Origin of the sequence: Pseudomonas yamanorum, assembly GCF_013386765.1 — a bacterium.
Lineage (GTDB): Bacteria > Pseudomonadota > Gammaproteobacteria > Pseudomonadales > Pseudomonadaceae > Aquipseudomonas > Aquipseudomonas yamanorum_A.
Genome location: NZ_JACARE010000003.1, coordinates 388,766 through 410,898, shown reverse-complemented (window position 1 = coordinate 410,898; position 22,133 = coordinate 388,766). Strand labels below are relative to the sequence as shown.

Sequence of the window (22,133 nt, the reverse complement as noted above, 5' to 3'; positions counted from 1 at the left end):
TAGAGATGCGCAGCTTGCCTCACAAATGAGCAATAGTTGCTTTGGATGAGATCAATTCATCCATGGAGCCTTACATGTTTGCCTCGCTGCCCCTGACCGCCCTGCGCACCTTTGAATCGGCCTCGCGCCTGTTGAGCTTCAAGGCCGCCGCCCAGGAGCTGTCGGTGACGCCGACGGCCGTGTCCCATCAGATTCGCTCCCTGGAAACCTGGCTCGGCGTGCCGCTGTTCGAGCGCCTGCCGCGTCAGGTCCGCCTGACAGAGTGTGGCGAGCGATTGTTCCACAGCCTGCACGGAGCCTTGCTGGACGTAGCGCAAAGCGTCGACACCCTCCGCCCGCAGCGCAGCGCCGGCCATCTCACGCTGTCTACCACGCCCGCGTTCGCCGCCTTGTGGCTGGTGCCGCGACTGGGACGTTTCTACGCCGCCCATCCGGCTATCAACTTGCGCCTGGACACCAACTGCGCGGTCGTGGACTTGCAGCAAGACGCCAGCGTCGACCTGGTAATCCGCTACAGCATCGACGACTACGCGAACCTCCACGGTCTGTGCCTGTTCGATGAGTGTTTTGCGGTGTACGGCTCGCCCGAACAGGTCGCCCTGGCCGATGAGCGCACCCCGACCCTGATCAGCGTGCGCTGGCACAACTCCAAGCTCTACGCCCTGGGCTGGCAGGCCTGGTGCAAAAAGGCCGGGGAAGACTGGCTGCAATCGGCCTCGCCACTGCGGGAATACGACGAAGAGCACTATGCTCTGCAAGCCGCCATCGCCGGCCAGGGCCTGGTGTTGGCGAGCAATATCCTGGTCTCGGAAAGCGTCGCCAGCGGCTTGCTGGTGCCCTATCGGCCGCAGATCCGCGTCGACGGCGCCGGCTACACGGCCCTGTGCGTTCCAGGCCGTGAACGGCACCCGCCGGTCCGGGCGTTTTTTGCGTGGTTGCAGGAGGAAGCACGCCTGTCGGGGCACGCGTTGTAAAATCCGATAAAACTTTTTGCGTTGCCTGGGACTCACAACTTGGAGCGATCACGCCGGCAGAGCGTGGCGCAAAACCGGATTAGTACCAGGAGAACGAGATGACTGACTCACATTTGTCTGACGTAGCCACCTTACGTGACCGCGCCCGCAAGAACGTCGAAAACGGTGCCGTAACCGAAGGCTATGATGCCGACCGCCAGGAAATCCTGCGCCTGCTCAACGAATCCCTGGCCACCGAACTGGTGTGCGTGCTGCGCTACAAGCGCCACTATTTCATGGCCAATGGCGTCAAGGCCCATGTCGCCGCCGAGGAATTCCTTGAGCACGCCACCCAGGAAGCCGAACACGCCGACAAGCTGGCCGAGCGCATCGTGCAGTTGGGCGGCGAGCCGGAGTTCAACCCCGACCTGCTGTCGAAGAACTCCCACGCGCAGTACGTGGCCGGCAACACCCTGAAGGAAATGGTCTACGAAGACCTGGTGGCCGAGCGCATCGCGGTGGACAGCTACCGCGAGATCATCCAGTACATCGGCGACAAAGACCCGACCACTCGCCGGATCTTCGAAGACATCCTGGCCCAGGAAGAAGAACACGCCGATGACATGGCGGATATTCTGCAGGACCTCTAACTAACACCGCAAAACTCATGTGGGAGCGGGCTTGCCCGCGATAGCATCACCTCGGTGCAACTGAAATACCGAGGTGCCTGCATCGCAGGCAAGCCAGCTCCCACATTTTTTGGTCCCGGCTTCTCCAGTTAGCCTTTCACCGTCTTCGGTGCCTTGCCTTCCTTCATCTGTTGCAGCAACGGCGCACACTGGTTCGGCTCGTCGCCGCTCGGTGCCACCAGCGCCAGCAGGCCCGCCGCCGGTCCGGCAATCACGCCAAGCGCAACCATGCCCGCGCCACGCAACATCAACGGCACGGCCTTTACCCCCGCATTGGGCTTGATAAACGGCCCATTGACGTACAGCGGCGAGCGCAGGGAAAACAGGCGGAAGCCCTTGGACTCCGGCGTGATGGTCAGGTCCAACTGTTCGCTGGCCATGTTCGCCGTGCCATCGATGTAGATGATGGCGTTCTCGGTATCGAACACAAACAGGCGAGTCGTCGCCAGGCCGGACTTGATACCGAAGTCGGCGGCCGCGCAGTTGATCTTCACTTCCTTGTCGCCAAACAGGCGGCCGACCACGTAGTTGCCCACGTTGAGCCCGGCGATTTCCATCAGGCTGCGGCTGATGGCGCCGTCGTTGATCAACATCTTCAGATCGCCATTCGAGGTGCCGAGCAAGGCTGCGACAGAGTTGCCGCGCCCGGAAATGTCCGCGTCGCCGTTGAGTTCACCAAAGCTGGTCTTCATCGGCTCGAAGGTCGGGAACAACTGCTTGAGCTTGAAGTTGCGAGCGGTAAGTTTCGCCTGGCCTTCCATCGGCGTGATGCGCCCGTTGAGGCGGATCTGCGCGTCGAGCTTGCCGCCGGCCACGCCGAAACGCAGGGGCTCCAGGCTCAACTGGCCGTCGTTGAGCACCAGGTGGGTATAGAGGTCGGTGAACGGCAAATCAGCACTGTGGACGATGCGCTTGCCGGTGAATTCAACGTCGGCATCCATATCGCGCCAGCGCTCGGTGCGGAACTCTTCCACCGGCAGCACCTTGGTTGCCGGTTGCTTGCTTTCGCCGCCACGGGCCTTTTGTTTGGCGTTGGAGTCGGCACCAATCAATGGCGCCAGGTCAGTCATCAACAATTGGTTGGAGACCAACGCACCCGTGAGCTTGGGCCGGGGTTGGCTGGCGACATAGCCCAGGTTGCCGTGGATATCGCTGTTGCCGATCTTGCCGTTGAAGTTTTCATACTGGAACGACGCACCGCTGGCCTCATGCAGCTTGGCGATCAGGTGGCCGTCGGTGGAATAGGCCGGCGAATCCGGCAAGGTCACGCCGGTCAGCGGGTACAGGTTGCCCAGGCTGCTGCCGGAGAGTTTGAGGCGCAGGTCGAGGGCGCCGAGGTTCATCGGATCGGTCAGGGTGCCGGCCAGGGCGATGCTGGTGTCGCCGATCCTGGCCTGGGCTTGCAGCGGGAACGGCTTGGCCGCGTCCTGCAGCGCCAGCAGGCCACCGATCTTGCCGGTGCCATCGAGTTTCTGGCCGTGGTACTGGCCTTTGACCTTGAGGCCGAACGCGTAATCCTGCGGCGCCGAGCCTTTTTCCAAGGCCTTTTTGGCGTCGGCATCACCGACGATCTCGCCGAAAGGAATCGGCTTGCCCAGCAGGTCGATCACCACGTCGAGCTGGGTCTTGAGGGTTTGGTCGTCGAGGGTCACGTGGCCCTTGTCGAAGCCGATGGCGCCGATATCCACCACCCAGTTGGACGGTTCGGCGTTGGGGTCCTTGGGGTCGAACTTGAAGGTCCAGTTGGCGCGACCATCGGCCAGGCGCTGCAATTGCGCGCTCGGTTCGGTGAGGTCGATACGCGGGATCACCACGCGCTGGGCCAGCAACGCCAGGGGCGAGATACGCAGTTCCACGCGCTTGAGGGTGACCATCTGCGGGGTTTTCGACCAGTCGGGGTTGCCCAGGGTCAGGTCTTCGGCAATCACATGGGGCCACGGAATCCAGGCGCGCCAGCCGCCTTCATCAGGCTCGCGCTGCCACACCACGGCCAGGTTGCCGTTGATAGCAAAGTCGCGATGCAGCTCTTCGGAGACCTTGGCGTTGAGCGGCGGCTTGATCCGGTTCCAGTCGAAGAACACCAGCACCAACACCACGATGGCGATTAACAAAACGAAGCTGGCGCAGCTCCAGGCGAGAATTTTACGAGTGCGCGTCATTGCACAGGACTCCAGGTTACGACTGAGCGGGCGCCTTGGGGCGCACGTTTTGACTACAGCTTATATGGCTACGACTGACAAACGGCGCGGGGGTTTAACCCCATCGATGAATTAGCCGTAAAAACAGATTTTTCTGATCAACCGGACAGCTTCAATCATCAACGACGCACCGTTGTTACCCACGATCGTGTCGAAAATACCCACCACGGTGCAAAACCGCGGGCTTGAGACGTGCGAGATAGAGCCCTCGCAGGGAACAATCAATTCTGTTGATTATTACCATTGTGTTTATGAACTTTTATATCGACTTATCAAGAGTAGCATTAGCCCTGTACCCAATTTATCGCCCTCCCAAGGAGCAACCCATCATGAAACGCCAATTACTCGCAAGCTTTGTACTTTCCGTCCTGGCCACCAGCGCATTTGCCCTGCCAGCTGCTGAACAGGCCACCCCACAAGTGAAAGCCGATGCATCCCACGTAAGCCAGACCCTGGCCCGCAGCGGTGCTTCGGACAAGAACAACACCGACTACAACGGCAGCATCACTGAAAACGGTTCGGAACAAGCCAACAAACGCGCTTACACCGAAGGCGTTGCTGAAGGTGGCCGTGATCGTCTGGAACAGAAAGGCCTGGTTGAAGGTGGCGCTGATCGCCTGATGGAACGCAACGCTGTTGCCGAAGGTGGCCGTGATCGCCTGGAACAGAAAGGTCTGGTTGAAGACGGTTCGAGCCGTGCCAACAAACGCGCTTATGCTGACGGCGTAGTGGAAGGCGGTGCTGACCGTCTGCAAGAACTGCATCAAGCACAGAGCTAAGCCCGTGCTGGCCCTGGAAAAAAGCCCGATCACCCGATCGGGCTTTGACTTTGTGTGAACCGCAACGCCCTTCTCCCTTTTGAAGTTCGACGCTGGCAAAGCTGATTTGCTAGAGTGCGTCGCTGTCCTTGTCCACAAAGCCCGCCTGCCAATGCTGCCCCGTGCCGAACAGAAGCAACAGACCCGACTCGCCCTGATGGACGCAGCCCGCCATCTGATGGAGTGTGGCCGTGGGTTTGGCAGCCTGAGCCTGCGTGAAGTGGCCAAGACCGCCGGCATTGTGCCCACCGGTTTCTACCGTCACTTTGCCGATATGGATCAGTTGGGCCTGGTCTTGGTCAGTGAAGTCGGCCAGACCTTTCGCGCGACGATCCGCCTGGTGCGCCACAACGAATTCGTGATGGGCGGCATCATCGACGCCTCGGTGCGAATTTTCCTCGATGTGGTCACCGCCAACCGTTCGCAATTCCTGTTCCTGGCCCGTGAGCAATACGGTGGCAGCCTTGCCGTTCGCCAGGCCATCGGCGCCTTGCGCGAAGACATCGCCAGCGACCTCGCCGCCGATCTGACCTTGATGCCCAAGCTCCAGCACCTGGATGCCGACGGTTTGCACGTGATGGCCGACCTGATCGTCAAGAGCGTGTTCGCCACCTTGCCCGACATCATCGACCCACCGGCAGAAGCCTTGCCGCCGCACCTCACGCCTCAAGCCAAGATCACTCAGCAACTGCGCTTTATCTTTATCGGCCTCAAACACTGGCAAGGCCTGGGCAGCACCGAATAAGCCGTCAGTGGAAACGCTTGGCCGTGGTGTAGTTCCTGCTCCAATAACTGTTGGCGAGCGAATCGATGCGCACACTCTTGCCCGTGCGTGGCGAGTGAATGAATTTCCCCTCACCTATATAGAGCCCGACGTGGCTGACCTGCCCGCGCCCATTCCCCCGGAAAAACACCGCATCCCCCGGTTTCAATGCATCGCGCTTGACCGTGGCCGCCGTTGACCGGTGCATCGCCGTCGTGGTGCGAGGCAGATGGATGTTGGCTTCGGTCTTGAACAGGTAAACCAGGAAGCTGCTGCAATCGAAGCCCTGCCTCACCGAGGTGCCGCCCAGCTTGTAAGGCGTGCCCAGCAGTGAATGGGCGCGTTCGATCACGTTGTCGATAGAAGACGATGGTGCGAAGGACGGGGCACGCTGGAGATTGGCCGAGGCGGATGAAATCGCCAGCGACAGGCTGACAATCAATAAACAGAGAAATGACTTGAACATGGTGGAAACCGCTGTGGATTAAATACGGAGCGGAATCCTAATGAAACAGCGCGTAACTCGACGCACGGCAAATCCTGCAAGTGCGTAGGGAAAGTCCTAAGAAACCAAAACTCGCAAAAGATGAAAGAAATTTCATGCAGCGAGCAATGGAATTCAACGCTGAGCGCCCGAATCCGGTGCTATAAATCCATTCACGCACCAAAATGAAACATTTTGGAATAATTTCCTGCGCCATGAGGTGGCACACGCCGCCTGCCTACAGGGAATTCCCACTCCCCGCGTGGTTGGCAAGACCCTTGCTCTAGCTTGCTTATCGCTCATAGCTGGAAGCTTTCTGATGCTGGTGATCCACCGCCGAATCGCCCCCGAACCCGTCTGGGCCGCCGAGTTGCTGCTGAATTTCGAAGCCCGCAGCAAAAGCCGCCTGCGCTGTTTCAGTGCCGAAGGAGAAGACGTCGGCCTGTTTCTGGAGCGCGGCCAGCCGCCGCTGCACGATGGTGAATTCCTACAGGCTGAAGACGGACGCGTCGTACGCGTGTGCGCCCGCCCTGAACAACTGCTGCACGTCACCTGCGGCAACGCCTTTGAACTGACCCGCGCCGCCTATCACCTAGGCAACCGCCACGTGGCCCTGCAAGTGGGTGACGGCTGGCTGCGCCTGCTCGATGACTACGTGCTCAAGGCCATGCTGGATCAATTGGGCGCCACCACTGAAACCCTTTCAGCGCCGTTCCAGCCGGAACACGGCGCCTATGGCGGCGGCCATCATCACTCCCGTCATGGCGACGAAGACTTCAACTACCCGCCCAAGCTGCACCAGTTCGGCGTTCGTCCATGAACCCAGCCTGGGCGCTGTTGCGTCTGGCCAGTCCGCAGTTGCCGATTGGTGGCTACAGCTATTCACAGGGCCTGGAAATGGCCGTGGAGCAAGCCCGCGTGACCGACCCGGCGAGTGCCGGGCGCTGGATCAGTGATCAATTATTGCTCAACCTGGCGCGCTTTGAGGCGCCGCTGCTGCTCGCCCACTGCAAGGCTGGCGCAGAAGAAGACTGGCCGCGCCTCGCGCAGTTGTGCGAAGAACACCGCGCCAGCCGCGAAACCCGCGAGCTGTATCAGGAAAGTCGGCAGATGGGCTATTCCCTGGCGCAACTGCTCAACGGCTTGCCGGAGCTGGACGCCGCCGCTCGGGATTTTCTGGCGCAACGCGGCGAACCGCATCTCGCACTCGGCTGGGCCCTGGCCGCCCGCGCCTGGCAGATCAGCCCCGACGACGCCCTGGCCGCCTGGCTGTGGAGCTGGCTGGAAAACCAGCTGGCGGTGCTGATGAAGACCTTGCCCCTGGGCCAGCAAGCCGCCCAGCGCCTGACCAGTGAACTGCTGCCGCTGTTGCAACAAGCCCAGCAGGGCGCCAGCCAACTCGACCCCAATCACTACGGCAGCGCCGCGTTTGGCCTGTCCCTGGCGTGTATGGCCCATGAGCGCCAGTACAGCCGCCTGTTCCGTTCTTAGGGCCCCTTATTTTGGAGAATCACATGAACACACAACCCCTGCGCGTCGGCATCGGCGGCCCGGTCGGCTCCGGCAAGACCGCCCTGACCCTGGCCCTGTGCCTGGCCCTGCGCGACCGCTACAACCTGGCGGTGGTCACCAACGATATCTACACCCGCGAAGACGCCGACTTCCTGGTGCGCAACCAGGCCCTGGCGCCCGAGCGCATCATCGGCGTGGAAACCGGCGGCTGCCCCCACACCGCGATTCGCGAAGACGCTTCGATCAACCTTGAAGCCGTGGACCAGTTGAACCGGCGCTTTCCCGGCCTGGACCTGATCCTGGTGGAATCCGGCGGCGACAACCTGTCGGCCACCTTCAGCCCGGAACTGTCGGACCTGACCATCTACGTGATCGATGTGTCGGCTGGCGACAAGCTGCCGCGCAAGGGTGGCCCGGGGATCTGCAAATCCGACCTGCTGGTGATCAACAAGATCGACCTGGCGCCGCTGGTGGGCGCGTCCCTGGAGCTGATGAACAGCGACACCCAGCGCATGCGCGGCGGTAAGCCCTTTGTCTTCAGCAATCAGAAAACCGGCGTCGGCCTGGAAGAAATCGTCGCCTTCATTGAACGCCAGGGCCTGCTGACTGCAGCCTGATCAACCTGAACAAGGAGCCTGTCCATGCGCCTCAACACACTTCTCGCCGCCGCAGCCTTGCTGCTCACCCCCGCCCTCGCCTTCGCCCACCCCGGGCATGGCGACAACGGCCTGGTGGCCGGTATCAGTCACCCGCTGGGCGGTATTGACCATCTGCTGGCGATGCTCGCCGTGGGCTTGTGGGCCGCCCAACAGAAAGGTGCGGCGCGCTGGGCGCTGCCGTGCACCTTTGTCGGCACCATGCTGATCGGTGGGATGCTGGGCTTTGAAGGCCTGGCATTGCCAGCGCTGGAAAGCGGGATTGCCGCGTCGGTACTCGCGCTGGGCCTGGCGGTGGCGCTGGCGGTACGGCCGCCGTTGTTTGTGGCGGTGGCGGCGACGGCGCTGTTTGCACTGTTCCATGGCGTGGCTCATGGTCTGGAGCTGCCGGACATGTCCAGCCCTTGGGCGTATGCCGCAGGGTTTGTGGCTGCAACGGCGGTTCTGCATGCGGCGGGTTATGCCGTGGTGCGTTTCCTGCCGGCGGCGGCAGCGCCGTTGGTACGGGTGGCCGGGGCGGCTTCGGCGGCGACTGGGGTCTGGTTGCTCGCTGCCTGAGATTTACGGGGTTTCTAATGGCCTCATCGCGGGCAAGCCCGACTCCCACAGTTGACTGAGTACTCCTGTGGGAGCCGGGCTTGCCCGCGATGACGGACTCACAGCCACCACCTACCTCAAGCCTGATACCATGTCGCGCAAACACCCCTGCCGTGACGACGCCAGCCGATGCCCATCGCTCCAAGCTCCGCCCTCAAGCCTCAATTGACCGCCGTGTTGACGCACTTCCACGACCTGATCGTGCCGCTCTGGCAAGGCCCGGGCTGGAATGCCGACCTGGCGCTGCCTTATGAAGCCCTGGACGCCGACCATCGGCCTTTGCCCCCGCAACGCTATCGCGCCATGGCCTGTGCCCGGCAGTTGTACCTGTTCGCCAGCCTGATCGGCGAGCCCGGCGCAGCCTTTGCCGAAGAGCGCGCCGCCGCGCTGTTCCGCTCCCTGCAACGGCACTTCCACGACGCCGAGCACGGCGGCTGGTTCTACAGCATCGACGCCCACGGCAAGCCGCTGGATAAACGCAAAGACCTCTACACCCACGCCTTCATCATCTTCGCCTGCGCCCACTATTGGGCCAAGGTGCGTGAGCCGCTGGTGGAATCGGTGCTCGATGCCGCCCTGGAAGTGGTCGCCGAACGCTTCGCCACCGGCGACGGCCTGTACGAAGCGGTGCTGGAACGTAACTGGTCGTCGCTCAAATCCGGCCCCCTGCAAAACCCGCTGATGCACCTCGCCGAAGGCTTCCTCGCCACCCTGGCCGTGCGTGAAGACGCCGTGACGCAAGACGCCTTGCTGGACCTGGCCAACGCCATGCAGAAGCGCTTCATCGACCGCCAGCACGGCGTGATGATGGAGAAACCCCTGGGCGCTGTGGATAACTGGTTTGAGCCGGGGCACCAGTTCGAATGGTTCTTCCTGCTGGAATCTTCAGACCTGTTGCGTGGCACACCGCTGCACACATCGCTGAACAAAGCGTTCAGCTATGCCGAGCAGAAGGGTGTGGATAACGCGACAGGCGCGGTCAGCGGCATGCTGGCCCTGGACGGCAGCGTACGCGACGGCACCCAGCGTATCTGGGCCCAGGCCGAATACCTGCGGGCGCTGACCTTGCGGCCCAACAGCGAAGCCGTGCTGCAACGCCAATTGCTGGCGCTGCAACAGCGGTTCCTGCACGACAAAGGCTGGAATGAATGCCTGGATGCCAAGGGGCAAGTCAGCCGACGGGACATGCCGTCGACCACGCCTTACCACTTGGCCACGTGCTACCTGGGCCTTACGCAATCCATTTGCGATCCCCGGTAAAACTGATCGTCAGCCAGCGCGCCGCGTCTGGCTTGCCCAGCCCTGTGGATATCTCTTCGCGCAGCCCGTCCAGGGTGGCGACGTTATCCACCGGGTAATCCGCCGGCAGTACCACATGAATCTCGATAAACCGCGCCCGCCCGTGCTTCTGCACGTAGGACACGTAGTCGTCGAAACCATGCCTGGCCACCGCAGCCTCCATCACTTCGCGCACTTTGCCGTCCAGTTGGTCCGGCACGATCCCCAGCACATCCCGCAGCGCCGGGCGCAGGATCTTGAAGGCCGGCGCCAGCATGCTCAGCGCCAGCAGGATCAGGATCAGCGGGTCGACATACACCGCCCACTGCCCATAGCCCTGGGACTTGAGCAACAGCGCAGCCAGGAAGCTCACCAGCAGCCCCACCGACAGCATGGCGTCCACCAGCCAGCTGATGTTGTCAAACTGGATCAGCGACGATTTGAGCGTGCGATTGCGGTAGCGTACGTAGAAGAAATAGGCGAACTCGACAACGGTAAACACCGCCGCGTAGATGATCACCAGGCCCAACTCGATATCGCGCCCGCCATTGATAATGCCGAACACGCCGTTGAGAAACGCATAGATGGCGATCAACAGCAAAAAGCTGCCTTCGATCAGCAGCACCATGGGTTCCAGGTGCCAATAACCGAACTGGAAACGCTCGTTGCTTTTCTTGGCGATCAGCTTGGCCGTGATCAGCATCAACACCTTGATGGCGGTGGCGATCAGCGAGAAAAAGCCGTCGAATAAAATCGATTGGGCGCCCGACACCACACCCGTGACAATCCCGGCGATCGCGACCGCGAACATCAGAATCGTCGATTGTTTGAGCAGCGACTGCTCACCTCGGTTACTCACATATCCTCCTGTCAAAACCTTGAAACCGCAGAGCGCGGCGGGGTTTTCCGGAGTGGAGTGTACCTTATGTCCTGTTTTGGCCGATTTGCCGCATTTTCCAGGCTGACAACAAACCTGTGGCGAGGGAGCTTGCTCCCGCTGGGGCGCGGAGCGGCCCTGGCTTTTTTGGGGCCGCTTCGCAGCCCGGCGGGAGCAAGCTCCCTCGCCACAAAAGCTCGGTGTGCTTAGCCCTTGGCACCACGCTCAATCGCAAACCCGGCCCAGGTCTGGCTCACCGGCATCAGCTCCAGGCGGTTGATGTTCACGTGCGCCGGGGTGTTCAGCACCCAGAAGATCGTGTCCGCAATATCCTGCGGCTGGATCGGCTCGGCACCGGCGTAGGTCGCGTCATAACGCGCCTGGTCACCGGCAAAGCGCACCAGGGAGAACTCGCTTTCACACAGGCCCGGCTCGATGTTAGTCACCCGCACGCCCGTGCCTTGCAAATCACAGCGCAGGTTCAGCGAGAACTGTTTGACGAAGGCCTTGGTGCCGCCATACACGTGGCTGCCCGGGTACGGGTAGCTGCCGGCGATGGAACCGAGGTTGATGATGCCAGCGCCACGGCCATGGGCGATCAGGCGCGGCAACAGCAGGCTGGTGGTGGTCAGCAGGCCCTTGATGTTGGTGTCGACCATGGTTTCCCAATCGTCGAGGCTGCACTTGGGCGCCGGGTCGGTACCCACCGCCAGGCCGGCGTTGTTGATCAGGCCGCGCAGGGTGCTGAAGGATGGCGGCAGGTTGGCGATCGCCTCTTCCATGGCCTTGCGGTCACGTACGTCCACCACTAGGCCGTGCACTTCGGTCTGCTTGGAAAGCTCGGCGCACAGGGCGTTCAAACGCTCTGCGCGGCGGCCGGTGAGCACCAGTTTCCAACCGGCTTCGGCAAAACGCCGGGCACAGGCTTCGCCAAAACCCGAGGTCGCGCCAGTAATAAACAGCGTATTGGACATGGTGTTCTCCTTGCAGGGCTACGAGGTAAAAAATCAGCCAGCAGAATGCCCGGCCCGCGGGCTGGCGGCAACTGATACACGCTGTGGACAGAGGTGAACGCCTCTCATGTTGTACAAAATTCAACCAATCACTCGAAACCCACACAGGCCGTGGCATGCAGCCATGTGCGCGCACGTTATCCACAGCCCCGTCCACAGTCTTTGGGGGCAAGTGCAAAAGCTGAAAGCCGCGGTATACAAGGCTTCCAGCGCGATTCAAAAAGTTTTTTGCTTGACCTTGGCCCAGCCGTATGTAGCCCGGTTCAAAACGGTGCAACCAGGACGATGGCTCCAGGCCAGTCATTCCGGCCTCTGCGGCACTCTTTCCAGAGTTTAGTCACAGACTTATCCACAGGGTGGAGTGACATATTCCGGTCATATACCTGTGTCTTTAAACAGGTTGACAAACCCCGCGGACGGCCGCGAAAAAACCGCTGATCAAAAAACAACCACCACGCTGCAAGCCGCGAAAACAAAGGCCTCCAGCCAGCTACTCCCACGTTACCCACAGCCGGTTCCACAGTGGTTGGGGACAAGTCAAAACTGTGACAAAACAGGGATTTGCGGCGGCTATATGTCGCGCTTTGGCAGGTGCCCGGATTTGTTGTCCACAATTTTGGGAAAGCCTGCAGGCGACGCAAAAAAATGTGGGAGCTGGCTTGCCTGCGATGCAGACACCTCGGTCATTCAGGCAAACCGAGGTGATGCTATCGCGGGCAAGCCCGGCTCCCACAGGAGGGTTATGCGCCAGGCTTAATGCCCGCCGAGGTAGGCGTTACGCACTTCCTCATTCACCAGCAGCTCCTTGCCGGTGCCTGTGAGGCGGATCTCGCCGTTGACCATCACGTACGCCCGGTCCGACAAGCGCAACGCATGGTTGGCGTTCTGCTCCACCAGAAAGATGGTCATGCCGGTGGACGCCAGCTCCCGCAGTGTGGAAAAAATCTGCTTCACCACAATCGGCGCCAACCCCAGGCTCGGCTCGTCCAGCAGCAACAGCTTGGGCCGGCTCATCAGCGCACGGGCGATGGCGAGCATCTGCTGCTCACCACCGGACATGGTCATCGCCCGCTGGTTACGCCGCTCCTTGAGCCGCGGGAACAGTTCGAACATGCGCTGCATGTCCTCGGTGGCAAACTTGTCGCCAATCGGGATGGTGCCCATCAGCAGGTTTTCCTCGACGGTCATGTCGGGGAACACCCGCCGCCCTTCCGGCGACTGCGCAATGCCGTTGGAGGCGATGTAGTGGGACGACTTGTGGGTAATGTCGACGCCGCGGTAGATGATCTGCCCCGACTCGGCCCGTGGCTGGCCGAAGATCGACATCAGCAGCGTGGATTTACCCGCGCCGTTGGAGCCGATCAGGCTCACGGTTTCGCCTTCGTTGATGTGCAGCGAGACTTTTTTAAGCGCCTGGATCGGGCCGTAGAACACGTCCAGGTCTTTCAGTTCGAGGATTGGCTCACTCATACCAGTTCCTCTTCATCAGCGCCCAGGTAAGCCGCGATCACTTTAGGGTCATTGCGGATTGCTTCAGGGCCGCCCTCGGCAATCACGTTGCCGTGGTCCAGCACCACGATGTGGTCGGAAATACTCATCACCATGCCCATGTCGTGCTCGATCAGCACCACCGTGAGGTCGTGTTCATCCCGCAGCAGGCGAATCATCGCGCTGAGGGCTTCGGTTTCCTGGGGGTTGAGGCCGGCAGCCGGCTCGTCGAGGCAGATGATCTGCGGCCGGGTGCACATGGCGCGGGCGATTTCCAGGCGGCGTTGCTGGCCGTAGGACAGTTCGCCGGCCAGGCGGTTGGCGCAGTCCACCAGGTCCACCACTTCCAGCCAGTAGAACGCATGGTCGAGGGCGTCGCTTTCAGCCTTGCGGTAGCCCTTGGTGTTGAGGATGCCCGCGAGCATGTTGCGGTTGACCCACATGTGCTGAGCCACCAGCAGGTTCTCCACCACCGACATTTCCTTGAACAGGCGAATGTTCTGGAAGGTGCGCGCCAAACCGGCACGGTTCACCAGGTGAGTGCCACCGAACATTTTGTAGAACACCCGGCTGAAGAAGCTTTTCGGTGAGACAAAGTCGGTGGCCTTGAAGCGCTCGCCGAGCAGCTGGATCACGTTGGTCTGCTTGCCGCGCACATTGAGTTCGATCTTGCCGCCGGAGGCTTTGTAAAAACCGGTCAGGCAGTTAAACACCGTGGTCTTGCCGGCGCCGTTGGGGCCGATCAGGGCGAAGATCGAGTTGCGTTCGACCTTGAGGCTCACATCGCTCAAGGCCTTGATGCCACCGAAGTGCATCATCAGGTGTTCCACGGAGAGGACGACTTCCTTGCTCATGGCGCCACTCCTTTACGTGGGACTACACCGGTACGGCTGATGCGGATCAGCCCGCGCGGTCGCCAGATCATCATCACCACCATCAACACGCCGAACAGCAGCACGCGGTATTCAGAGAAGCTGCGCAGCAGTTCCGGCGCCACGGTCAACACGAACGCGGCAATCACCACGCCGACGGTGGAGCCCATGCCGCCCAACACCACGATGGCGAGGATCAGCGCCGACTCGAAGAAGGTGAACGACGACGGGTTGACGAAGCCCTGGTAGCTGGCGAAAAACACCCCGGCCAAACCGGCAGTGGACGCGCCGATGGTGAACGCCGAGAGCTTCACCAGCACGTGGTTGAGGCCCATGGAACGGCAGGCGATTTCATCTTCGCGCAAGGCTTCCCAAGCGCGGCCCACCGGCATGCGAGTCAGGCGGTGCTTGATGTACAGCACCAGCAGCACCACCAGGAACAGCACGATGTAGATAAACAGGAATTTGATGTTGGGGTTGTAGTCGATGCCGAAGAACTCGTGGAACGGCACCCCGCCATCCTTCGCCTTGCGCACAAACTCCAGGCCGAAAAACGTGGGCGACGGCACCGGCATGCCGTTCGGGCCACCGGTAAACGACAGCCAGTTGTTCAGCACCAGGCGGATGATTTCACCGAAGCCCAGGGTCACGATCGCCAGGTAATCGCCGTGCATTCGCAGCACCGGGAACCCGAGTATGCACCCCGCCAACGCGGCACAGATGGCCGCCAACGGCAGTACCGACCAGAAGCCCAGACCGAGGTATTGATAACCCAGCGCCAGGCCGTAGGCACCGATGGCGTAGAACGCCACGTAGCCCAGGTCGAGCAGCCCGGCCAGGCCCACCACGATGTTCAGGCCCAGGCCCAGCAACACGTAGATCAGCCCGAGGATCACCACGGTCAGCAGGTATTTGTTGGCGAAGAACGGGAACACGATGGCAATCACGATCAACGCCGGGATGATCCAGCGCAGGCGCGATTTGTAGTCCGGCTTGAGTACATGCACACCGGAGCCGGTGCTTTCAAAACCCTGGAGAATCCGCAGGCCCCTGGGGGTTTGCAGGAACAGGCTCATGGCAAACCGGCCGACCATCACAATGGCCACCAGGATGCCGACACGCGCCGGTTCCAGGTTGAAGCTGTAGCCGTCGAGGACCACGCCGACGATCGGACCGAACACGATCAGCGAAATCAGCCCGGCGAGTACCGCATCGACGACACTTTTCTTGATATCGATAGAGTAGGCAGCAGACATAGTTATACCTTCGCCACGAGTGGGCGACCGAGCAGGCCCTGGGGACGGAAAATCAGGATCACCACCAGCAGGGAGAAACTGAACACGTCTTTGTAGTCAGAGTTGATCAACCCCGAGAACAGCGACTCGGAAATACCCAGGATGATCCCGCCCAGCATGGCCCCAGGCAGGGAACCGATGCCGCCGAGTACCGCTGCGGTAAATGCCTTGATGCCGATGATGAAGCCGGCATAGAAGTCGAACGTGCCGTAGTTCAGGGTGATCAGCACACCGGCCAGCGCGGCCATGGCGGCACCGATCACGAATACGTAGGAGATGACCCGGTCGGTATTGATACCGAGGATCGACGCCATTTTGCGGTCTTGCTGGGTTGCGCGGCACATGCGGCCGAGCTTGGTGTACTTGATGATGTAGGTCAGCAGGCCCATGCCGACGAACGCGGCCACCAGGATAAACACCTTGGTGTAGGTCAGTTGCACGAACCCGGTGCCGATATCGACCCTCCAGGCGCCTGCCAGCAGCGTCGGGATGCCTTGTTGCTTGGCGCCCTGGGCGATCTGCGCGTAGTTCTGCAGGATCAGCGAGATACCGATGGCGCTGATCAGCGGTGCCAGTCGGGTGGAGTTGCGCAGCGGTTTGTAGGCGACACGCTCGATGACCCAGCCGTAAACGCCGGTAACGACGACGGTGAAAATCAGGGTGCCAAGGATGAGCAGCGGGAAGGATTCGATGCCGAAGTAAGCCAGCAGTGCCAGACTGATCGCCGCGAGGTAAGCGGAAATCATATAAACCTCGCCATGGGCGAAGTTGATCATGCCAATGATGCCATAGACCATTGTGTAGCCGATGGCGATCAAGCCATAGACCGACCCGAGGGTCAGCCCATTGACCAGTTGCTGCAGGAAAATACCATCCATAACGCAATCTCACGCAGTGAGAGCCTGCACACCTGTGGGTGTGCGGATCTTCTAGGAGGAAAAGACAGACACAAAAGGGCTGGCAACCAAGTCCCCGTGTGGGAGCTGGCTTGTGTGGGAGTCGGGCTTGCCCGCGATGCAGACACCTCGCAATGTCAGTCAAACCGAGGTGACGCTATCGCAGGCAAGCCAGCTCCCACAAAAGCCCGGCTCCCACAGGGTCAAGTGGCGTCTAACCGATCGCGCTAACTATTACTTCTGCTTTTCCAGCTGGTGATACTTGCCGTCCTTGTCCCACTGGTAAACCACATAGTCGGAGACTTTCAGGTCGCCCTTGGCGTCCCAATTCTTCTCGCCCATGACGGTTTTGACCGGGTGGGCTTTGAGCCACTTGGCCGCGTCTTCACCCTTGTTGGACTTGGCGCCATTGAAGCCAGCGGCCAGGGCCTGGATCGAAGCGTAGGCGTACAGGGTGTAGCCCTCAGGCTCGGTACCATTTTTGCGGAACTCTTCCACGACGGTCTTGCTGTCTGGCAGCAGGCGCGGGTCGGCGCCGAAGGTCATGTACACGCCGTTCACGTACTGTGCACCGCCGGCGGTTGCTACCAGTTCATCGGTGACCACACCGTCATCGGACATGAACTTGACGTCTTTGAGGCCCGCTTCACGAATCTGGCGAACCAGTGGACCGGCTTCCGGGTGCAGGCCGCCGAAGTACACGACGTCAGCACCGGTGGAGCGGATCTTGGTGACCAGGGCGCTGAAGTCTTTCTCGCCACGGGTCAGGCCTTCTTCCAGCACCGGCTTCACGCCGCGCTTGGTCAACTGCGCAGCGGTGGCGTCAGCCAACCCTTTGCCGTAGGTGTCCTTGTCGTTGATAACCGCGACTTTCTTGCCCTTGAGCACGTCGACGATGTAGTCGCCAGCCACGATGCCCTGCTGGTCGTCACGACCACACATACGGAACACCGCCGACAGGCCGCGCTCGGTGACCTGTGGGTTGGTGGAGCCCGGGGTGATCATGATGATGTTCGCATCGGCATACACCTCGGAGGCAGGGATAGTGTTGGACGAGCAGAAGTGCCCGACCACGCCGATCACTTTGTCCTGGTCTGCCAGACGGTTGGCCACGGCCACCGCTTGCTTGGGTTCGCAGGCGTCGTCGCCGGCCACCAGCTTGATCTGCTCGCCGTTGATGCCGCCAGCCTTGTTGATGACATCGGCTGCCGCCTGGGCACCCTTCATGTACTGCTCACCAAATGCCGCGTTGGCGCCGGTCATCGGCCCCGCTACGCCAATCTTCACATCAGCTTGAGCAAACGCAGAAACACCCAGCGCAGCAGCAACTGCGAGGGCTACAAAACCTTTCTTGTAAAACGTCTGGGACATGAGTGGTGCTCCGAGGTTTTTGTTGAATTGGCACTGCAGCTTCACTTCAAAAACTTTCAGCGAAAGCCCAGAGCAAGCGGCGTGCCATTACGTTTTTATTATTCAAAAAGACACGGTGTCATTGTTATTGCAGGTTTTTGGGGGCCTTTTGATTGGACGTGCAACCGTCTATCTCAGCCGGGTGCAACCATTGGATCCATAAAGTGCAACCCGACTGATCAAGCACTGCAACCCGGCCATTAAAGGGCCACCCTTGAACCTGTAACAGCGTGCGTAACGGAAGTGCACATTTACAGTGCGTTACTGCTACGACTCGCACCAATACAGATTAGTAGCCGGCTAAGAAAATGCAGGCTTCTGAGCGGTATTTCGTTGATCAGATCACGATCCGCAGGCATTGGCCCGCGTGATACAGCGAGAATCCCGCCTCATACAAACAGCTGCGCAGGCCGACACCGGCCAAGGGCTGCATCGGTGCGAACGGAATCGGCAACGCCTGTGGATCCTGGTGACACAGGTAATCGGCAAAGGCTTTGCCCACCACACTGCCGGTCGTCACCCCACGCCCGTTGTAACCGGTGACCGCCACCAGCCCCGGCGCCGGTTCGAACAGGCGCATCAGGTGGTCCGGGGTGAAGGCGATGCAGCCGGTCCAGGTGCATTCCCACTGCACCGGCTTGAGGTACGGGAAGTAGTGCTGCTGCACCCGATCGGCCCAGGCCTTGAGGAACCACGCGGGTTTCTGGTTGCCATTGCCCAGGCTGCCGAGCAACAGCCGGCCTTCGGCATCGCGGCGGATGCTGCTGAGAACCTGGCGGGTGTCCCAGGAGCCCTGGCCGCCGGGGAGGATTTGTTGCGCGGCGTCGTCGGTCAGCGGGGCCGACGCCACCTGGTAGTAATAGCCGGGGAAAAAGTTGCGGCGCAGCTCGGTCCACTCGCCCTCGGTGTAGGCGTTGGAGGCGATCACCACTTGTTCGGCCTGCACCGAGCCCTGGGCAGTTTGCACAGACCAGCGTTGGCCCTGGCGCTCCAGTTGGGTGACCGGGGAATGGTCGAACAGTTGCCCGCCCAACCCGACGGCGGCATTGGCCAAGCCGCTGGTGTAGGCCATCGGGTTCAGGGTACCCGCACGCCGATCCAGCAAGGCGGCGGCGATCTTTTTGGTACCGGTGGCTTGCTCGCAGGCCGCGCCGGTCAACAGCTCCACCGGGGCGCCGCGACGCTTCCATTGTTCTTCACGACTGCGCAGATCCGCCTCGCCACGGGCGTTGTGCGCCATGTGCAAGGTGCCCTCGCGGCGCAGTTGGCAGTCGATGTTGTATTTGTCGATCAGGCTGAACACCAGGGACGGTGCCGCGCCGAGCATGCGGTTAAGCTGGCTGCCTACCGCTTCGCCGAAACCGGCTTCGATCTCGTCCGGAGGAATCCACATCCCGGCGTTGACCAGGCCCACGTTGCGCCCCGAACCACCGTGGCCGGTGCGATGGGCTTCGAGTACGACGACGCTTTTACCTTGTTCCAGCAAGTGAATGGCCGCCGACAAACCGGTGATACCGGCACCGATCACGCACACATCCACGTTGACCTCGCCCTTGAGCGCGGCACGATCCGGCCGGCCAGGGGTGAGTTGTTCCCACAAACATGCTTCGCGTAATGCCATTGCCAGACTCCGATGAGACCTAACAAACCACTATTTTTGATGTGCGAACCCGATCAAATGTAGGAGCTGGCTTGCCTGCGATAGCATCAACTCGGTGTAACTGATGTACCGAGTTATGCGTATCGCAGGCAAGCCAGCTCCTACATGAGCAGAGACTCAGTCGAAGGTAATGCCCTGGGCCAGCGGCAGTTCCAGCGAGTAGTTCACGGTATTGGTCTGGCGACGCATGTACCCGCGCCATGCATCCGAACCCGACTCACGCCCGCCGCCGGTCTCTTTCTCACCGCCAAACGCGCCACCAATCTCCGCGCCGCTCGGGCCGATGTTGACGTTGGCGATCCCGCAGTCGCTGCCCACGGCCGACATGAACTGCTCGGCTTCACGCACGTCGGTGGTGAAGATGCACGACGACAGGCCTTGAGGCACGGCGTTGTTCAGGCGCAGCGCTTCGGCGAAATCGGTATAGCCCACCACGTACAGGATCGGGGCGAAGGTTTCGGTGCACACCACGTCACTCTGCTCCGGCATTTCCACGATGGCCGGCGACACGTAGTAGGCATTGGGGAATTTATCTTCCAGTTGACGCTTGCCGCCAAACACCCGGCCGCCTTCGCTCAAGGCCTGTTCCAGGGCGTCCTGCATGTTGTCGAAGCTGTGTTTGTCGATCAGCGGGCCGATCAGGTTGCCTTCCAGCGGGTGGCCGATGCGCACCTTGGAGTAAGCAGCCTTGAGGCGGGTGACGATTTCTTCTTTCACCGACTCATGGGCGATCAACCGGCGCAGGCTGGTGCAGCGCTGGCCGGCGGTACCGACGGCGCTGAACAGGATGGCGCGCACGGCCATGTCCAGGTCGGCGCTTGGGCCGAGGATCATGGCGTTGTTGCCGCCCAGTTCGAGAATGCTGCGGGCAAAACGCGCGGCGACTTTCGGCGCCACTTCGCGGCCCATGCGGGTGCTGCCGGTGGCGCTGATCAGCGCGACACGTGGGTCATCCACCAGTGCGGCACCGGCGTCACGACCACCGATGATCACTTGGCTCAGGTACTCGGGGGCGCCGTCGAATTTCTTCAGCACGCGCTCGAACAACGCCTGGCAGGCCAAGGCGGTGAGCGGGGTCTTTTCCGAGGGTTTCCAGATCACCGCGTTGCCGCATACCAGCGCCAGCGCGGTGTTCCACGCCCACACGGCCACCGGGAAGTTAAAGGCGCTGATCACACCAACTACGCCCAGCGGGTGCCAGGTTTCACGCATGTGATGGCCTGGGCGCTCGGAGGCGATGGTCAAGCCATACAGTTGGCGCGACAGGCCGACGGCGAAGTCGCAGATGTCGATCATTTCCTGCACTTCACCCAAACCTTCCTGGGTGATCTTGCCGGCTTCCCACGACACCAGCTCGCCGAGGTCGGCCTTGTATTCACGCAACACGTCGCCGAACTGGCGCACCAGCTCACCACGACGGGGTGCCGGCACCTTGCGCCAGGCGTCGAATGCATGCTCGGCGCGACTGACCTGCTGCTCCACCTCGGCAGCGCCTTCCCAGTGCACGCTGGCAATCCGGCTGCCATCAATGGGCGAATGCACGGGCTGTTTGCCCGACTGGTACAGCGCCGGGTTTACCCCGAGACGATCAAGCAATGCGGCAACCATGGGTCACTCCTTCAAGCTACAAATACAAAATATGCGCCGCCAGTTCCCGCGACGATCCAGACCTTATTTGTAGCTGGCCCAAGACTTGCCAACAAACGACGATTAGGCGAGATATCATTCCGTTTATTCATGCTAAGAACAAAAAGAGGCGTGCCGTGCTCAATAAAAGACATTTGCCCTCGATCACCGCCTTGCAGTGTTTCGAAGCGGTCACCCGCCACCTGAGTTTTACCCGCGCCGCCGAGGAGCTGAACCTCACCCAGAGCGCCGTCAGCAAACAGGTCGCGCAGCTGGAAGAACTGCTGCAGCACCTGCTGTTTCGCCGGGTGCGCCGCCGCTTGCAGATGACCCCGGCGGGCGACCTGTACCTGGTGGAAGTGCGCAAGATTCTCACCCAGGTGGAGATGTCTACTCACTACCTGCGCTCCTACGGCGGCGAGACCGAAGTGCTGCGGGTGTCCACGCCCTACACCTTCGGCGCCCGCTGGCTGGTGCCACGCCTCAAGGGCTGGCGGCTGCGCCATCCGCAGATTCACCTGGACCTGTGCAACGAACAGGAGCCCGACGAGTTGCTGCAAGGCAAGGCTGACCTGGCGTTCTACTTTGGCCAGGGCTCACGGCCCGGCACCGAAAGCCTGAAACTGTTCAGCGAAGAACTGGTGCCCGTGTGCTCGCCCGACAGCCTGCCCGCGCAACCCTTTACCGACCCCACGCAACTCAGCGAACTGGTGCTGCTGCAAAACGCTTCGCGCCCGCAAGGCTGGCACGACTGGTTCGCCGCCCAGGGTTATCACACCGAACACAGCTACCACGGGCCGCGCTTCGAGACCTTTTATATGTGCATCCGTGCCGCCCAGGTCGGCTGTGGTGTGGCGCTGTTGCCACGCTTCCTGGTGGAGGAGGAATTGGCCGAGGGCAAGCTGGTGATCCCCTGGCAGCACGCGATGCCGAGCCAGGATGCGTATTACCTCGCCTACCCCGAGCACTCGGCGGAAGTGCCCAAGGTGCGGGATTTTGTGAAGTGGATGATGGAGCAAGTCGAGCCTGTTTGATTTTCTTTGCCTGC

General features: G+C 61.1%; 21 protein-coding genes. 10 read left to right on the top strand and 11 right to left on the bottom strand.

The genetic code is table 11. The annotated features are described in order from the left end of the window. The first annotated feature begins 62 nt into the window (after positions 1–62). Both HX875_RS02450 and HX875_RS02445 read left to right on the top strand, forming a co-directional pair. Complete coding sequence (locus HX875_RS02450; protein ID WP_177041532.1) at positions 63–974, top strand: LysR substrate-binding domain-containing protein; 912 nt, start codon at positions 63–65, stop codon at positions 972–974. A 98-nt stretch (positions 975–1,072) separates the two neighbouring features. After that, positions 1,073–1,603 (top strand): ferritin-like domain-containing protein, encoded by a 531-nt coding sequence (locus tag HX875_RS02445; RefSeq protein WP_177041339.1) that lies wholly within the window; start codon positions 1,073–1,075, stop codon positions 1,601–1,603. A gap of 128 nt (positions 1,604–1,731) precedes the next feature. Here HX875_RS02445 and HX875_RS02440 read toward each other — a convergent pair whose 3' ends face one another. Continuing rightward, complete coding sequence (locus HX875_RS02440) at positions 1,732–3,801, bottom strand: AsmA family protein (RefSeq protein ID WP_177041337.1); 2,070 nt, start codon at positions 3,799–3,801, stop codon at positions 1,732–1,734. A gap of 368 nt (positions 3,802–4,169) precedes the next feature. On the opposite strand from HX875_RS02440, the gene HX875_RS02435 reads away from it, so the two are divergent. Both HX875_RS02435 and HX875_RS02430 read left to right on the top strand, forming a co-directional pair. Next, positions 4,170–4,619, top strand: coding sequence for a hypothetical protein (locus HX875_RS02435; protein ID WP_177041335.1), 450 nt, complete (start codon positions 4,170–4,172; stop codon positions 4,617–4,619). A gap of 151 nt (positions 4,620–4,770) precedes the next feature. Next, positions 4,771–5,403, top strand: a complete 633-nt coding sequence (locus HX875_RS02430; RefSeq protein WP_177041333.1) for a TetR family transcriptional regulator — start codon at positions 4,771–4,773, stop codon at positions 5,401–5,403. A gap of 4 nt (positions 5,404–5,407) precedes the next feature. Here HX875_RS02430 and HX875_RS02425 read toward each other — a convergent pair whose 3' ends face one another. Next, positions 5,408–5,887, bottom strand: coding sequence for a C40 family peptidase (locus tag HX875_RS02425; RefSeq protein WP_177041331.1), 480 nt, complete (start codon positions 5,885–5,887; stop codon positions 5,408–5,410). Between the two features lie 337 nt (positions 5,888–6,224). Here HX875_RS02425 and ureE point away from each other — a divergent pair, with 337 nt between their 5' ends. The 5 genes from ureE (at position 6,225) to HX875_RS02400 (ending at position 9,930) form a co-directional block, all read left to right on the top strand. Next, a complete protein-coding gene (gene ureE, locus HX875_RS02420; RefSeq protein ID WP_177041329.1) occupies positions 6,225–6,725 on the top strand; it encodes an urease accessory protein UreE in 501 nt (166 codons plus the stop codon). Next, positions 6,722–7,396, top strand: coding sequence for an urease accessory protein UreF (locus HX875_RS02415; RefSeq protein WP_177041327.1), 675 nt, complete (start codon positions 6,722–6,724; stop codon positions 7,394–7,396). The genes ureE and HX875_RS02415 overlap by 4 nt, the downstream gene beginning before the upstream one ends. 23 nt (positions 7,397–7,419) lie before the next feature. Continuing rightward, positions 7,420–8,034, top strand: coding sequence for an urease accessory protein UreG (gene ureG / locus HX875_RS02410; RefSeq protein ID WP_003217431.1), 615 nt, complete (start codon positions 7,420–7,422; stop codon positions 8,032–8,034). A gap of 24 nt (positions 8,035–8,058) precedes the next feature. Beyond that, positions 8,059–8,631 carry a HupE/UreJ family protein gene (locus tag HX875_RS02405; protein ID WP_177041325.1) on the top strand — a complete coding sequence of 191 codons (573 nt, stop codon included), beginning with the start codon at positions 8,059–8,061 and terminating at the stop codon, positions 8,629–8,631. A gap of 168 nt (positions 8,632–8,799) precedes the next feature. Further along, entirely contained in the window at positions 8,800–9,930 is a 1,131-nt protein-coding gene (locus tag HX875_RS02400; RefSeq protein ID WP_177041324.1) for an AGE family epimerase/isomerase, read from the top strand. Here HX875_RS02400 and HX875_RS02395 read toward each other — a convergent pair. The 9 genes from HX875_RS02395 to amaB form a co-directional block, all read right to left on the bottom strand. Next, positions 9,902–10,807 carry a cation diffusion facilitator family transporter gene (locus HX875_RS02395; RefSeq protein ID WP_177041323.1) on the bottom strand — a complete coding sequence of 302 codons (906 nt, stop codon included), beginning with the start codon at positions 10,805–10,807 and terminating at the stop codon, positions 9,902–9,904. The genes HX875_RS02400 and HX875_RS02395 overlap by 29 nt on opposite strands. A gap of 224 nt (positions 10,808–11,031) precedes the next feature. After that, on the bottom strand, positions 11,032–11,799 hold the full coding sequence (locus tag HX875_RS02390) for an SDR family oxidoreductase (RefSeq protein WP_169386496.1): 768 nt from the start codon (positions 11,797–11,799) through the stop codon (positions 11,032–11,034). A 792-nt stretch (positions 11,800–12,591) separates the two neighbouring features. Continuing rightward, positions 12,592–13,308 (bottom strand): ABC transporter ATP-binding protein, encoded by a 717-nt coding sequence (locus tag HX875_RS02385; RefSeq protein ID WP_003217439.1) that lies wholly within the window; start codon positions 13,306–13,308, stop codon positions 12,592–12,594. Further along, positions 13,305–14,180 (bottom strand): ABC transporter ATP-binding protein, encoded by an 876-nt coding sequence (locus HX875_RS02380; protein ID WP_010173909.1) that lies wholly within the window; start codon positions 14,178–14,180, stop codon positions 13,305–13,307. The genes HX875_RS02385 and HX875_RS02380 overlap by 4 nt, the downstream gene beginning before the upstream one ends. After that, positions 14,177–15,454 (bottom strand): high-affinity branched-chain amino acid ABC transporter permease LivM, encoded by a 1,278-nt coding sequence (livM, locus tag HX875_RS02375; RefSeq protein WP_177041321.1) that lies wholly within the window; start codon positions 15,452–15,454, stop codon positions 14,177–14,179. Before livM ends, HX875_RS02380 begins: the two co-directional genes overlap by 4 nt. A gap of 2 nt (positions 15,455–15,456) precedes the next feature. Beyond that, positions 15,457–16,371, bottom strand: a complete 915-nt coding sequence (locus HX875_RS02370) for an ABC transporter permease subunit (RefSeq protein ID WP_003217447.1) — start codon at positions 16,369–16,371, stop codon at positions 15,457–15,459. Between the two features lie 252 nt (positions 16,372–16,623). Then, complete coding sequence (locus HX875_RS02365) at positions 16,624–17,760, bottom strand: branched-chain amino acid ABC transporter substrate-binding protein (RefSeq protein ID WP_177041319.1); 1,137 nt, start codon at positions 17,758–17,760, stop codon at positions 16,624–16,626. Between the two features lie 376 nt (positions 17,761–18,136). Further along, on the bottom strand, positions 18,137–19,420 hold the full coding sequence (gene amaA / locus HX875_RS02360; RefSeq protein WP_177041317.1) for an L-pipecolate oxidase: 1,284 nt from the start codon (positions 19,418–19,420) through the stop codon (positions 18,137–18,139). A 156-nt stretch (positions 19,421–19,576) separates the two neighbouring features. Next, positions 19,577–21,067, bottom strand: coding sequence for an L-piperidine-6-carboxylate dehydrogenase (gene amaB, locus HX875_RS02355; protein WP_177041315.1), 1,491 nt, complete (start codon positions 21,065–21,067; stop codon positions 19,577–19,579). Between the two features lie 155 nt (positions 21,068–21,222). Here amaB and HX875_RS02350 point away from each other — a divergent pair, with 155 nt between their 5' ends. Continuing rightward, positions 21,223–22,119 (top strand): LysR family transcriptional regulator, encoded by an 897-nt coding sequence (locus HX875_RS02350; protein WP_177041313.1) that lies wholly within the window; start codon positions 21,223–21,225, stop codon positions 22,117–22,119. The last annotated feature ends 14 nt before the right edge of the window (positions 22,120–22,133 follow it).